Below are 13,585 nucleotides of genomic sequence, written 5' to 3'. Positions count from 1 at the left end.
GGGCGACGAATCTGAACACGGAGGAACACGGAGGACGACGCATGCCGACGCGACAGCCGATGCGGATCAGGCCGAGGCGCACGACCGGCGACCTGCTCGCCGGGCTCGGCGCGCTGGCCGTCCTGGTCGCGCTGCTCGGCGGCGTCCCGTACGCGCTGCTCCGGCTCGCCGGGCCGCCGCTCACCCCGGAGCTGCTCGACCTCGACGTGCTGACCAGCCAGGTGGGCACCGGCACGATCGTGGCGATCCTGGTGCTGCTGGTCTGGCTCGCCTGGCTGCAGCTGGCCGTGTGCGTGCTCGTCGAGCTGTACGCCGGGATCCGCCGGGTCGGCATGCCCGCCCGGGTCCCGCTGGCCGGCGGCACCCAGGCGCTGGCCAACCGGCTGGTCTCGGCGGTCCTGCTGCTGTTCACGGTCTCGGCCGTGGCGGTCCCGCTGCTGCGGCCGGCCGGTCCGCCCGCCGACCGCCCGGCCGCCGTCGCCGCCGCCGGGACGTCCCCGGCGACCGCGCCGGCCACCGCGGAGCGGGCGCCGCTGGTCCCGGTGGAGAAGGCCAAGAAGGTCTACGTGGTCCAGCCGCCGCACGGGCGGCACCACGAGAGCCTGTGGGAGATCGCCGAGAAGTGCCTCGGGGACGGGCGCCGCTACCCGGAGATCTACCGGCTCAACCAGCACAAGGAGCAGCCCGACGGGAGCCGGCTGCGCATCGCCGACCTGATCAGGCCGGGCTGGGTGCTCGACATGCCGGACGACGCGCGCAACGTGCACGTCGTGCCCGCCGCCCAGCCCCGCCCCGCCACCCTCGACGACCATCCGGGGAAGCCCGCCGAGCTCGACGGCCGGACCCGGTACGTCGTCCCGGACGGGGCCGACCTGCCCGCGGAGCCCCCCGCCGAGTCGCGGGAGCGGCCGGCCGTACGGCCCGAGCCGGTCCCGGAGCGGGCCGATCCGCCCGCGCAGGCCGGCCGGGAGCAGCCCGCGCAGGCGGAGCGGGACTCCGCCCCGGAGGCCGACCGTGACCCCGCCGCCCCGGAGGCGGAGGACTCCGGCCCGGGCATGCTCGACTACCTGGCCGGGGCCTCGCTGGCCGCGGCCGGCCTGCTGGCGGCGCTCGGGCGCAGGCGCAGGGAGCAGCTCTGGCACCGGGCGTTCGGCCGCCGGATCGTCCGCCCCCGGCAGGACGCGGCCCAGGCGGAGCTCGCGCTGCGGCTCGGCGCGGACGCCCCCGGGAGCCGGATGCTGGACATCGGACTGCGGCTGCTCGGCCGGTCCCTGGCGGCGGCCGGGCGGGTCCCCCCGACGGTCTACGCCGCGCACCTGTCCCCGCGCCACCTCGACCTGTGGATCCACCCGCCGGACGCGGACGCCCCCGCGCCGTGGGCCGCCCACGACGGGGGCCAGGTCTGGCGGCTGCCCGCCCACGAGGGCCGGATGCTCGACGAGGCGGCGCTGGCGGGCGCGCCCGCGCCGTACCCGGGGCTGGTCTCCCTGGGCGGGGACGGCGAGGGTCGGGTGCTCGTCGACCTGGAGGCCGCCCACGGCCTGATCGCCGTCCGGGGGGAGCAGACCACCGCGGCCCTGGCCGCGCTCGCCGTGGAGCTGGCCACCAACCGCTGGTCGGACCGGATGCGCGTCACGCTCGTCGGCTTCGGCGAGGAGCTGACCGTGATCGCGCCCGAGCGGATCAGGTGGGTGAGCGGCCTGGCGGAGGTCCTGCCGGAGCTGGAGGCCGAGGCCCGGGCGGCGGCCGACCGGGGGCACGGCGCCGAGGTGCTCACCGGGCGGATCCACGGCCGCGCCGGCGACCCCGTCTGGTCGCCGCACTACCTGCTCTCGGCGATCCCGCCGAGCGCCGAGGAGGCCGACAGACTGGCGGTGCTGGCCCGTACGGGCGTCCGGACGGCCACCGGTCACGTCGTCGCCGGTGAGGTCCCGCACGCGACGTGGAACTGGGAGATCGACGGGGACGGCCGGGTCCGGGTGGACGCGCTCGGCTTCGAGGTGGCCGCGCAGCTGCTGCCCCGCCGCCAGTACCGCGCCCTGGTCGAGCTGTTCCTGACCGCCCGGCGGCTGGAGGGCGAGCCGGTGGACGACGAGATCGGGCCCGTCACCCCGAACCCGTCGGTGGAGGTGCGGATCCTCGGCCCGATCGAGATCACGGGCCCGCCGCCGATGGAGGAGGGCCGGGCCGGGCTCGCCGTCGAGATGGTCGTCTACCTGGCGACCCACCCGGGCGGGGTGCACCCGGTCGTCCTCGGCGGGGTGCTGTGGCCGCGCGGCGTGCAGGCCGTGGTCCGGGACGCCACCATCGCCCGCGTCGTCGCCTGGCTGGGCGCCGACTCCGAGGGCAGGCCCAACCTGTACGCCGACGAGTCCGGGCGGCTGCGCCTGGGCCCCGAGGTGCGGACCGACTGGATGCTCTTCCGCGACCTGGTCCGCCGGTCCCATGCCGACGCCGCGGCCCGTGCCGTGCTGCTGGAGCAGGCGCTCGGCCTGGTGCGCGGCCCGCTGCTGAACGGCCGCCCGCGCGGCCGCTACGCGTGGCTGGCCGCCGACGACCTGGAGTACGACGTGGCGGCGGGCGTCGCCGACGCGGCGCACCGGGCGTGCGAGGTGTGGCTGGCCGCCGGCGAGCCCGGCCGGGCGGTGGCCGCGGTGCGGGCCGGGCTGCTGCTGGCCGCCGACGACGAGGGGCTCTGGCGGGACCTGCTCCGGGCGACCCACCGGACCGGCGACCCCGCCCGGCTGCGGGCCGTGGCCGACGCCCTGCACCGGCGGGCCGCGTCCCACCCCTACGGGGGCGGGATGGCCCCGGAGACCGAGGCCCTCATCGACGAACTGCTGCCCGCGTGGCGGATGCGCTCAGTGCCGTCGGCATGAACGGCGCGCGGACCGGGACGGAGGCAGGTATGGACACCCCAGCGGAGACGGGCGCTCCGGTGGAGAGCCCGCGGAGGACCTCGCGGAGGACCTGGCGGAGAGGGCTGCGGAAGGGCCGGCGGGGAACACCGGGGACGACTCGGCGCGGGCTCCCGGCGGTCATGCGCGGGCTCCCGGCCGTCCGGCGCGGGCTCCCGGCGGTCATGCGCGGGGTCCTGGCCGTCCGGCGCGGGCTGCCGGCCGCGGCGGCCGTGCTGGCGCCGCTCGCGTTCGTGCTCGCGGGGTGCGCTCCGTCGGACGCCGCGCCGTTCGTCCCGCTGGACGGGACGGCGGGCGCGACCGCGGCGCCGGGGCCCTCCGGCCCGCCGCCGGGAGCGGACGGCACGCCGGAGGCCGGGCGGAGCCCGCGGGCCGAGGCGGTGCAGGCCGGGCCGGACATGCGGCTGGTGGTCGAGCCGCCGGCCGCGGTCGACGCGGTCACCGCCGGGGCGGTCGCGGCCTTCCGCGCCTACTACGCCGGGTCCCTGCGGATCGTCTCCCTCGGCGACCGGGATCCGGCCGCGAGCGACACCGCCTACCTCGACCTGCTCGGCGAGGAGGCGGTGCGCCAGGACTACGACTGGGTGGCCTCCTACTGGCGCGACCACCACGCCCTGCACGGGACGGTCCGGCTGTACGGGTTCGTGACCGAGCCGCTCGCGCAGGGCGGCGTACGGCTCGGCGCGTGCGTGGACATGGCCGGGACGCGGACGGTCGACACGCGCACGGGCAGGGAGGCCGCGCAACGGGACGCGTGGATGGCCGAGCCCTTCCTGCACGTCGCCGACATGCGCGAGGACGGCGGCGTCCTGCGGATCCAGTCCTTCAACCACGCCCTGTACCCCAGCGAGGATGCGAAGAGGTGTCTGCGATGACCGTGAGAGGAGCCGCCGGGGCGATCGTGGCGCTGGTCCTGGCGACGGCGGGGACGTCGTCCGCCGCCCAGGGCGCGGCGGCGGACGAGCCGCCGTCGGGCGGGGTGACCCAGGACGGCAGGCGGGCCGGTGTCTGGCTGAAGAACTCCCGGATCGTGATCAGCGGGAACGGCGCCGGGGCCGGGAAGGGCGACGGCTACCGCCTCAGACGCCCGTGCTGGTACGAACCGTCCCTGGACGGCTCCGGCATGCTGGCGCAGCAGCAGCGGGGCAAGGCGTGGTGGTCGCGCGACCGGGAGAACGCGAAGGCGCAGCAGAAGTTCGTCGAGCAGTTCAAGGACAAGGTCGGCGAGAAGGGCCGCTGGTGGCTGCCCGCCCACAACGAGGGCGACCCCGCCGGGCTGGCGTGCGCGCAGGGGCTCGACTCCTACGTGTGGGTGCCGCAGGGCTCCCCGCCCCCGCCCGGCGGGATCACCCTGGCCGAGCTCGCCGACATCGCCCGCGCCGCGCTGACCGTGCCCGAGCCGAGGATCAGGCTGAACCCGGACGTCAGGAGCTACGTCAACCTGCCGACCTGGGTCTGGCTGGACGGGACGGGGGAGACCACGCGGTCGGTGACGGCCACGCTCCCGGGCGTCATGAGCGCGACCGTGACCGCCACGCTCGACGACATCGAGATCGATCCCGGCACGACCGCCGACCGGGCCGAGGTGAAGAAGGACTGCGGCGCGCGCGGCAGGCCGTACGCCAGGGGCCGGGAGTTCACCTGCGGCGTCCGCTACCTGCGGGCCTCGGTCGACCGGCCGCGCGGGGTCTACGAGCTGACGGTGACCTCGGTGTGGGAGGTGACGGCCCAGGGGCAGGGCCAGGGCGGCGTGGCGCCGTTCGCGTTCGACCCCTACGACCCCGTCCAGGTGGGCGCCACCCGCGACGTCCCGGTGGGCGAGGTGCAGAGCGTCGTCCGGGGCGGCTGAGCCCTGACGGCGCCCTGACGGCGCCCCCACGGCGCCCCGGCCGGCTCAGGCGAAGTAGCGGAGCCAGACATAGACCCAGGCCGCCAGCGAGCTGAGAGCCGTGACGAGGATGCCGTATCTGGTGAACCGCCAGAAGGAGATGGGGTGGCCGGAGCGGGCGGCGATGCCGATGACGACGACGTTGGCGCTGGCGGCCACCGCGGTGCCGTTCCCGCCGAAGTCGGCGCCCAGCGCGAAGGCCCACCACAGCGCCTGCCCGGTGGCCGGGTCGGGCGCCTGGGCCACGAGCCCCTCGACGACGGGCGCCATGGTGGCGACGTAGGGGATGTTGTCGAAGAAGGCGCCCAGCGTGGCGGAACCGAACAGCAGCGCGGTCGCCGCGCCGAAGAAGTCGTCGCCCACCACGCCGATCGCCCAGCCGCCCACGGCGGAGATGACACCGGTGTGCACCAGCCCGGCGACCATGACGAACAGGCCGGTGAAGAACACCAGGGTCGGCCACTCGACCTCGCGGAGGGTCTCCGGGACGTCGGCGCCCGACACCAGGACCATCACCCCCGCGCCGACCAGTGCGACGATCGACGGTTCGACGTGCAGGACGGAGTGCAGCCCGAAGCCGGCGATGACGAGACCGAGCACGACCAGGCAGCGCACGAGCAGGCGCGGGTCGGTGATGGCGCGCCGTTCCTGGAGCGCCATGACGGCGGCCACGCGGTCGGGGTGGTAGCGGAACGACTTCCTGAACAGCACGCGGGTCAGCAGCACGAACCCCGTGAAGGTCACCACGACGATCGGCGCCATGTGGACGAGGAAGTCGTTGAACGTCAGCCCGGCCCGGCTGCCGATGATGATGTTGGGCGGGTCGCCGATGAGCGTGGCGGCGCCGCCGATGTTGGAGGCGAGGATCTCGGCGATGAGGTAGGGCTGGGCGGGGACGCCCAGCCGGTTGCAGACGACGACGGTGACCGGGGCGACGAGCATGACCGTGGTGACGTTGTCCAGGAACGGGGAGGCGACGGCGGTGATGATCATCAGCATCACCATCAGCCGGTACGGCCTGCCCTGGGACCTCTTGGCGGCCCAGATGGCGAGGTAGTCGAAGACCCCCGTCTGCTTGAGGATCCCCACGATGATCATCATGCCCAGCAGCAGGAAGATCACGTTCCAGTCGACGCCCTCGTGCTCGGAGAAGAACACCTCCGAGCCGGGGATCAGCCCGAGCACCGCCATGACCCCGGCGGCGATGAGCACCACCTTGACCTTGTCCGCCTTCTCCGTGGCGATGAAGAAGAACGCCACCACGAAGACGGCGAGTGCGGCGAGGGCGCTCATCGGTCACGCCCCGGCGGTCCGGTCCGGGTCGCGGCCGGAGCGGTGGGCCGGGTCCGGCGGGACGGTGCCGAGAGCCGGGGCATGCCCAGAGGGCGTCGCCGGAAGTCGTGCATGGGAAAGCCTCCGAACGGCGTGTGCGTGTGCGGGGTCGCGCGGGATGTGCGGGGTCCTGCGGGACGTGCGGGGTCGCGCGCGACGTGCGGGATCCCGGGCGCGCGGGAAGGGACCGGGGCGGTGTACGGCGCGAGGAACGGGACCGGGGCGGTGTACGGCGCGCGGGAAGGATCCGGCCGGGGCGCTCCGCGGGGCTCCGGCCTGGAAGACCGTCCGGGGCGCTCCGCGCGGAGCGGTCCGGGAGCGCCCCGGCGGGGTCAGTCGTCCGGGCCGGCGAGGGCCAGGCTGGTGAGCAGGCGGTCCAGGGTGATCGTGCCGAACAGGACCCCCGTGTGGTCGACCACCGCCACCAGCGGGCTGCGCAGCCGTGCCATGAGGGCCGCCACCTCCAGCAGCGTCGCGTCGAGGGCCACCGTGGCGGGCTTGACGGGCTGGCGCGGCAGGCAGTCGCCCACCGTCAGATCGCCCTGCTCCTGCCAGAACAGGTCGGCACGGGCCTCGTCGACGGTCCGGGTGAGCGCCGGATCCTCCTGGTAGGCGCCGGGGACCGTCATCCGCAGCACCTGGGTGCCGGGCAGCACCATGCGGGGTCGCGAGTCGTCGTCGACGACGATCAGTCCCGGCAGGCGGGCCAGCGTCATCACCCGCACCGCTCGGGTGACCGGGTCCTGGACCGTCACCGTGGGCAGTTTCACGGCGATATCGCGTGCCTGCATGACACCGTCCCTCCGGGCTCTCCGGGTGCGGCCCGATTCCGGGCGGTGGCGTTTCCTGTCGGGGGCGGGCGCCGCCGGGATCGGGAAGTGCCTCTCCCGGATCCCCGGGAAAGGCACGCCTTCCCTGCCCGTTCTCGTCACGACGGCCCTCCGGTGAGTGCGGCGACCCGGTGTTCGAGGTCGGCGATCCGGTCGGCGATGGGCCGGGGCTGGAGGATCTCCGCGACCTGAGCGGCCTCGTCGCGCTCCATGACGACGCACTCCACCGCGAGGTCGGGGTCGTCGGGGCCGTAGATCATCAGGGAGAGGCGGTCGTTCTCGTCCACCAGCACGCAGAACCGCTGTCCGTCCCTGGTCTCGAAGTGGTGCACGGTTCCGGTGCCCGGGACGGTGGTGTGGGTGATGTCCATGTTGTTCCTCCGTTCGTGTGGGCGGAGTGGAGAAGGACGGGTCAGGGGCGCGGGTGGAGGACGCGGTCCGCTCGGGAGCGCTCCTGCCGGGTGCGGACCGGTCGGCTGCGGGCGGCCGGGCGGGTGCGGGCGAGGGACGGCCGGCTGCGGGCGGCCGGGCGGGTGCGGGCGCTGAAGCCCTCCGCCCAGCGGATCAGACCCGTGCTGAGCGGGACCTCGATGCGGCCGAGCTCGACGCGGGTGACCTCGACGCCCAGCTCCCGGGTCCTGCCGGTGATCCGGGAGGCCGGCTCGCGCAGTTCACCGCCGGGCGGTGCGTACAGCTCCGCCAGGTCGCGTCCGGCGACGTGGCGGCGGACCCCGTCCTCCGCCGCGGCGGTCACTGCGGAGAGCGGAGACTCCCCGGCCAGGCAGTGGCGGACCGGGTCGCGCACCGCCGCGAACACGGCGCCGTTGACCGTCACGGCCACGCCGTCGCGGGTGGTGGCCTCCAGCCAGAGCAGGTCGATGCGGACCGGATGGAGCGGGACCCGTACGCCGCGCTCCAGGAGCGGCAGCACGAGGACGATCCCCGGACCCCGCACCCCGGCCGGACGGCCGAGCCTGAACACGACGAGGCGCTCGCCGGGGCGGACGAGGCGGACCGAGCAGGAGGCGAGGGCCGCGAGCGCGCCCAGCGCCACGGTGCCCGCGACGATCCAGGCGGGCAGTGCCTCGACGGCGAGTGTCGTCTGCGGATCGTTCCCGAGTACGGTCATGACGTCCCCCTCCTGAGCTGACTGCCCCGTTTTTGGACATTTTGCGCGAATCGCCCTGTTTCAATTGTCTGCCTGACCCTCTCGCGGGACCATCGGGGCCGACACCCATCTCCGGTGGGGGACGATATGTAGAAGGACCAGGGGGGAAGGGGAGGAGACGCGGCCCGGTGGGGGGCGCCCCGCATGGACGGACGGGCCCGGTCGCGATGAGGGTGGAGACATGGGCGATTCCCAGAGGACACCGGCGCAGGCGCTGTTCCGCAGGCTGTTCGCGATCAACGGCCTGGTCTTCACGGTCGGCACGCTCGTCCTGGCGATCTCGCCCGCCACGGTCTCCTCGCCGGTCCTGCTCACCGAGGTGCCGGTCCTGGCGGTCGGGCTGGCGCTGATCCTCGCCGCCAACGCGCTGCTGCTCCGCACCAGCCTGGCCCCGCTCGGCGCGCTCACCGCGCTCATGCAGCGGGTGGACCTGCTGAGGCCGAGCGACCGGCTCACCGACAGCGGCAACGGCGACCTCACGTACGTGATCGACGCCTTCAACGCGATGCTCGACCGGCTGGAGGCGGAGCGCAACGCGAGCAGCGCGCACGCGCTGGCCGCGCAGGAGGGCGAGCGGCAGCGCATCGCCCGGGAGCTGCACGACGAGATCGGCCAGAGCCTCACCGTGGTGCTGCTCGGCCTGAAGCGGGTGGTGGACCGCGCGCCGGAGGACCTGCGGGAGGAGCTCCACGCCGTGCAGGAGACGGTCCGCGCCAGCCTGGACGAGGTGCGCCAGGTCGCCCGCAGGCTCCGCCCCGGCGTCCTGGAGGACCTGGGGCTGCTCAGCGCGCTCAACAGCCTGGCGGCGGAGTTCTCCCAGACCAGCGGTGTGCGGGTGGTCCGCAAGCTGGCCGCCGACCTGCCCGGGCTGGGGCCCGCGGCGGAGCTCGTCCTCTACCGGATCGCGCAGGAGGGTCTGACGAACGTGGCCAGGCATGCCCGCGCCACCCGGGCGGAGCTCTCGCTGACCGCCGAGGAGGGCGCGGTGGTCCTGCGCATCACGGACGACGGGCGGGGAGGGGAGCTCAGGGAGGGCGCGGGCATCCGCGGCATGCGGGAGCGCGCGCTCCTCATCGGCGCCCGCCTGACCTTCGCCCCCGCCCCCGGCGGCGGCACCGAGGTGCGCCTGGTCGTGCCTGCGACGGCGGACCGGGGATGAACCCGGTGAACCCTTTCATGCCTGCGACGGCGGACCGGGGATGAACCCGGTGAACCCTTTCGTGCCTGCGACGGCGGATCGGAGATGAAGCCGGTGAACCCTTTCGTGCCTGCGACGGCGGATCGGAGATGAACCCGGTGAACCCTTCCCCGACGCGGATCCTGCTGGCGGACGATCATGCCCTGGTCCGGCGCGGGCTCCGGCTGATCCTCGACGCAGAGCCGGACCTGACGGTCGTCGCGGAGGCCGCGGACGGCGCCGAGGCGGTCGAGGCCGCCTCGGAGGCGGAGGTCGACCTGGCGATCCTGGACATCGCGATGCCCCGGATGACCGGGATCCAGGCCGCCAGGGAGATCTCCCGGCGGGCTCCGGGCATCCGCATCCTGATGCTGTCCATGTACGACAACGAGCAGTACTTCTTCGAGTCGCTCAAGGCCGGCGCCTCGGGCTACGTGCTCAAGTCGGTCGCCGACCGGGACCTGCTGGAGGCCTGCCGGGCGGCCGTACGCGGCGAGCCCTTCCTCTACCCGGGCGCCGTCACCGCGCTCATCCGCGAGTACCTGCAGCGCGACCGGCAGGGCGGGCGCCTGCCCGAGAGCATCCTGACCCCCCGGGAGGAGGAGATCGTCAAGCTGATCGCCGAGGGGAACTCCTCCAAGGAGATCGCCGAGACGCTGGTCATCAGCGCCAAGACGGTCGACCGGCACCGCGCGAACATCCTGCAGAAACTCGGCATGCGCGACCGGCTGGAACTGACCAGGTACGCGATCCGGGCCGGACTGGTCGAACCGTGAGGCCGCACGGCGAGCCGGTCGGGCGGACGCGGGCGTGGAGCGCGGGGGTGAAGGCTCCGGCGGGCGGTCAGAGGGTTCCGGCCTCGTGGGCGAGCAGCCACCGCTTGACCGGCGTGCCGTAGTAGTAGCCGCCGTAGCCGCCGGTGGACGGCAGGACGCGGTGGCAGGGCACGAACGGGGCGATCAGGTTCTGCGCGCAGGCCCCGCCCGCGGCCCGGGCGGCCGTGCGGGGCATGCCCGCGCGCTCGGCCAGCTCGGCGTAGGTGACCGTGGCGCCCGGCGGCACCGCGCGCAGCGCCGTGAGCAGCCGCTGCCGCCGGACGCTGCCGGGCTGGCTCACCGCCACGCCGTCGAGCGCCTTCAGGTCGCCGTCCAGATAGTCGCGTACGGCCTGCGCCGCGTGGCCGAGGTCGTCGACCCGGGCCATGCCCAGGGCCCGGAGCGCGGGGGAGAGCCGGGCGAGCATCTCGTCGGGGTCGGCGGTGAACCCCGCCGCGACGAGCACCCCCTCGTGGGAGAGCAGCGACAGCGGCCCGGTCGGGGTGGGCAGGATCTGCGCCTCGATCATCGTGACTCCTCGGTCGTCGGGAAGGCGGTCATGCGGAGCTCCAGAGGTGCAGGGCGGCGTACGCCCGCCAGGGGCGCCACCGTTCGATGTGGTCGTCGGGGATGCCGAGGCACGCCATGGCCCGCCGCAGCACCAGGTCGCCCTCGGGCCAGGCGTCCGGGTCGCGCAGCGCCCGCAGCGCGACGTATCCGGCCGTCCAGGGCCCGATCCCGGGCACGCGGAGGAGCTCGGACACGGCCTCGCCGGGCTCCTGCGCGCCGTCCAGGTCGATCGCGCCGCCCGCGACGCGCTCCGCGAGCGCCCGCAGGGTGGCGATCCGCCGCCCGGTCAGCCCGAGCCCGTCCAGGTCGGCTTCCAGGAGCTCGTCGGCGGTGGGGAACAGGCGGCCGGTCTCCGGCGCGTCCGCTCCGGAGAGCCCGGCCTCCGCCCCGGGTACGGCGGGCCGCCCGGCCCGGGCCGTGATGCGGCCGAGGATGGTGCGGGCCCCGGCGACGGAGATCTGCTGGCCGACCACCGCGCGGACGGCGACCTCGAACCCGTCCCACGCGCCGGGCACCCGCAGGCCCGGACGGGCCCGCACGAGCGGGCCCAGCGCGGTCTCGCCGAGGGCGGAGGCGATGGCCCCGGGGTCGGCGTCGAGATCGAGGAGGCGGCGGCAGCGGGCGACGACGCGGGCCAGATGACGGGTGTCGCCGAGGCGCGCGTCGAGGCGCACGTGACCGGGCAGGGGGGTCAGGGTGATCACCCCGCCGGGGACGGCCCGGCTGTAACTCCAGCCGCCCGTCCCGCCCGTCCCGCCCGTCCCGCCCGGCCCGGCGTCACCGTCCCGGCCGAAGACGTCGTGCGCGCCGGAGGCGTCGACGCCGTACGCGCCGCCCGGTCCGCGGACCCGTTCCAGCCCGGGGACCGCCCGGCCGGCCAGGAACCGCATCAGGGCCCCGGCGTCGTACGGCTCCCGCACGTGCAGCCGGAGCGTCAGAGCGTCACCGCCCCCGCCCTCGCCTCCGCTCCCCGTTCCGGGCGCCCGGCCTGCGGAGCCCCGGCCTGCGGAGCCCCGGCCCGCGGAGCCCCGGCCCGCGGCGGCCCGCAGGTCGCCGGGGGTGAAGCCGTAGGTCTCCTTCATCGTCGCGTTGAACTGCCGCACGCTCCCGAACCCCGAGGCGAACGCCACGTCGGTGATCGGCAGGCCGGTCTCGGTGAGCAGCTGCTTGGCCAGCAGCAGGCGCTTGGTCCGGGCCACGGCCAGCGGGCCGGTGCCGAGCTCGGCGGCGAACAGCCGGCGCAGGTGCCGCTCGGTGACGTGCAGCCGTCCGGCCAGTCCCGCCACCCCGGCGTCGTCGGCCGCGCCCTCGTCGATCAGCCGGAGCGCCCGGCCGATCAGGTCGCCCCGGTGGTCCCAGCCGGGGTCGCCGGGGCTGAGCTCGGGGCGGCACCGCCGGCAGGGCCGGAACCCGGCCGCCTCGGCGGAGGCGGCGTGCCGGTAGAAGCGCACGTTGCGGGAGGCGGGCGTGCGGGCCGGGCAGATCGGGCGGCAGTAGATCCGGGTCGAGGTGACCGCCGTGTAGAACCGCCCGTCGAAGCGGGCGTCCCGCGCGGCGACGGCACGGTAACAGGAGTCGAAGTCGAGTTCTCTCACGGACACGTCTACGACGCTATCCGCAGCGCAGACCGTACGACCGGCGGGAATCGGACATGACCGTGCCCGCCGTGGGGAACGCCCGCCGGGCGGTCGCGCCGCCGGAGGGAGCCGCTCGGATCGCGCCGACCCGGACCGGAGCCGCCCGGACCGGAGCCGCTCGGATCGCGCCGGCCTGGACCGGAGCCGCCCGGACCGGAGCCGCTCGGATCGCGCCGGCCTGGACCGGAGCCGCCCGGATCTGGAGCGTCCGGATCTGGAGCGTCCGGATCTGGAGCGTCCGGACCGGAGGCGCCTGTCGCGGTCACTTGGAGGAGATGCCGACCCCCAGGTCGAACTCGCGGTAGACGCGCGCCCAGAAGCCGTCGCGGAGCCAGACGCGGGCCTCGGGGAACGGCCGCAGGGAGTGGCCGAGCTCCTTCTCCGCCTCGATCAGCAGCTCGGTGTCGATGACCGTGGGCAGGAGCGGGCCGGGGAGCAGGTCGCGGATGTTGTCGCGGCCGCGGGTGAGGATCCACTTCTGGGCGACGTGCTCGCCGACCTCCTCGACCCGGGGGCGGTTGGGGCCGAGCTTGGTGACCTGCCCGGCGGGGATCTTCGGCTTGATCGCGGCCGGGGTGCGGGCGGCGAAGACCTGCGCGGGCGAGGGCGTGGCCGGCGGGACCGGGACGGGCTGGGGGGCGCGGCTGAAGAAGTCGCGCAGGAAGTCGGCGCTGAGGATCTCGACCGTGTCGGCCTCCCAGACGAGCCGCTCGGCCTGGTTGGTGCCGTACGGCGGCTCGACGCCCCACAGGTGGATGCGCACGCCGTAGGCCTGGGCGGCTTCGACCGCGGGGACCATGTCCTCGTCCCCGGCGAGCAGGATCGTGTCGCTGACGGCGTGGTGGCGGGCCAGCGCCTCCAGGTCGCTCCTGATCTGCGCGTCGACGCCCTTCTGCTGGCCGCGGGCGTTGAGGTTGCCCAGGCGGACCTTGACCCAGGGCAGCTGGGCGATGACGCGCTGGTCGACGGTGGGCACGCGGTCGCGGGCGGCGTCGTACCAGTAGATGCGGAGCAGCTCGCCGTGGATGCGCGCCTCGGCGTGCTTCTGCAGCGACTGGATCAGCTCGTCCGCGGCGACCTTGTACTCCTTGCGCTCCTTGGCGCCCAGCAGCACCTCGCCCGCCGCGGCGTACAGGTAGCCCACGTCGACCAGCACGGCGTACTTCGCGGCGACGGGGTGAGCGGTGAGGTCAAGGATGGCCATGTCGTCCTCCAGGCCTCGTGGCTAGCTGATCGGCTGACTATATGCG

At 75.1% G+C, this 13,585-nt stretch carries 12 protein-coding genes; 5 read left to right on the top strand and 7 right to left on the bottom strand.

The features are described 5' to 3' along the window. Window positions 1-41 precede the first annotated feature (41 nt). The 3 genes from HS045_RS04175 to HS045_RS04165 all read left to right on the top strand — a co-directional run bounded on the left by HS045_RS04175 (window position 42) and on the right by HS045_RS04165 (window position 4,767). The gene (locus tag HS045_RS04175; protein ID WP_196449833.1) at window positions 42-2,879 is read left to right on the top strand and encodes a hypothetical protein; all 2,838 of its coding nucleotides are present in this window, start codon (window positions 42-44) and stop codon (window positions 2,877-2,879) included. A gap of 161 nt (window positions 2,880-3,040) precedes the next feature. Next, complete coding sequence (locus tag HS045_RS04170; protein WP_196449832.1) at window positions 3,041-3,793, top strand: hypothetical protein; 753 nt, start codon at window positions 3,041-3,043, stop codon at window positions 3,791-3,793. Next, a complete protein-coding gene (locus HS045_RS04165; RefSeq protein ID WP_196449831.1) occupies window positions 3,790-4,767 on the top strand; it encodes a hypothetical protein in 978 nt (325 codons plus the stop codon). Before HS045_RS04170 ends, HS045_RS04165 begins: the two co-directional genes overlap by 4 nt. A 45-nt stretch (window positions 4,768-4,812) precedes the next feature. On the opposite strand, the gene HS045_RS04160 is transcribed toward HS045_RS04165, so the two are convergent. From HS045_RS04160 to HS045_RS04145, 4 genes are all read right to left on the bottom strand, one after another. Then, window positions 4,813-6,099: an SLC13 family permease gene (locus HS045_RS04160; RefSeq protein ID WP_196449830.1), complete on the bottom strand. Its 1,287-nt coding sequence runs from the start codon at window positions 6,097-6,099 to the stop codon at window positions 4,813-4,815. A 371-nt stretch (window positions 6,100-6,470) separates the two neighbouring features. Then, window positions 6,471-6,929 (bottom strand): CBS domain-containing protein, encoded by a 459-nt coding sequence (locus tag HS045_RS04155; RefSeq protein ID WP_196449829.1) that lies wholly within the window; start codon window positions 6,927-6,929, stop codon window positions 6,471-6,473. A gap of 137 nt (window positions 6,930-7,066) precedes the next feature. Beyond that, the gene (locus HS045_RS04150) at window positions 7,067-7,339 is read right to left on the bottom strand and encodes a hypothetical protein (RefSeq protein WP_196449828.1); all 273 of its coding nucleotides are present in this window, start codon (window positions 7,337-7,339) and stop codon (window positions 7,067-7,069) included. A 41-nt stretch (window positions 7,340-7,380) separates the two neighbouring features. Beyond that, a complete protein-coding gene (locus HS045_RS04145) occupies window positions 7,381-8,097 on the bottom strand; it encodes an SPFH domain-containing protein (RefSeq protein ID WP_196449827.1) in 717 nt (238 codons plus the stop codon). Window positions 8,098-8,317: 220 nt separating this feature from the next. Between HS045_RS04145 and HS045_RS04140 the strand changes: the two genes are divergently transcribed. Both HS045_RS04140 and HS045_RS04135 read left to right on the top strand, forming a co-directional pair. Next, window positions 8,318-9,295 carry a HAMP domain-containing sensor histidine kinase gene (locus tag HS045_RS04140; protein WP_196449826.1) on the top strand — a complete coding sequence of 326 codons (978 nt, stop codon included), beginning with the start codon at window positions 8,318-8,320 and terminating at the stop codon, window positions 9,293-9,295. A 137-nt stretch (window positions 9,296-9,432) separates the two neighbouring features. Next, the gene (locus HS045_RS04135; RefSeq protein ID WP_307827377.1) at window positions 9,433-10,089 is read left to right on the top strand and encodes a response regulator transcription factor; all 657 of its coding nucleotides are present in this window, start codon (window positions 9,433-9,435) and stop codon (window positions 10,087-10,089) included. 67 nt (window positions 10,090-10,156) lie between these two features. Here the strand turns inward: HS045_RS04135 and HS045_RS04130 are convergent, their stop codons facing one another. The 3 genes from HS045_RS04130 to HS045_RS04120 form a co-directional block, all read right to left on the bottom strand. Then, the gene (locus HS045_RS04130) at window positions 10,157-10,657 is read right to left on the bottom strand and encodes a methylated-DNA--[protein]-cysteine S-methyltransferase (protein WP_196449824.1); all 501 of its coding nucleotides are present in this window, start codon (window positions 10,655-10,657) and stop codon (window positions 10,157-10,159) included. Window positions 10,658-10,685: 28 nt separating this feature from the next. Continuing rightward, the gene (locus HS045_RS04125) at window positions 10,686-12,299 is read right to left on the bottom strand and encodes an Ada metal-binding domain-containing protein (RefSeq protein WP_196449823.1); all 1,614 of its coding nucleotides are present in this window, start codon (window positions 12,297-12,299) and stop codon (window positions 10,686-10,688) included. 298 nt (window positions 12,300-12,597) lie between these two features. Then, window positions 12,598-13,539 (bottom strand): NYN domain-containing protein, encoded by a 942-nt coding sequence (locus HS045_RS04120; protein WP_196449822.1) that lies wholly within the window; start codon window positions 13,537-13,539, stop codon window positions 12,598-12,600. Window positions 13,540-13,585 lie beyond the last annotated feature (46 nt).

This window comes from Planomonospora sp. ID82291, from assembly GCF_015711645.1.
In the GTDB taxonomy this organism is placed as follows: Bacteria; Actinomycetota; Actinomycetes; order Streptosporangiales; family Streptosporangiaceae; genus Planomonospora.
This window is presented reverse-complemented; position numbering and strand designations above follow the sequence as displayed.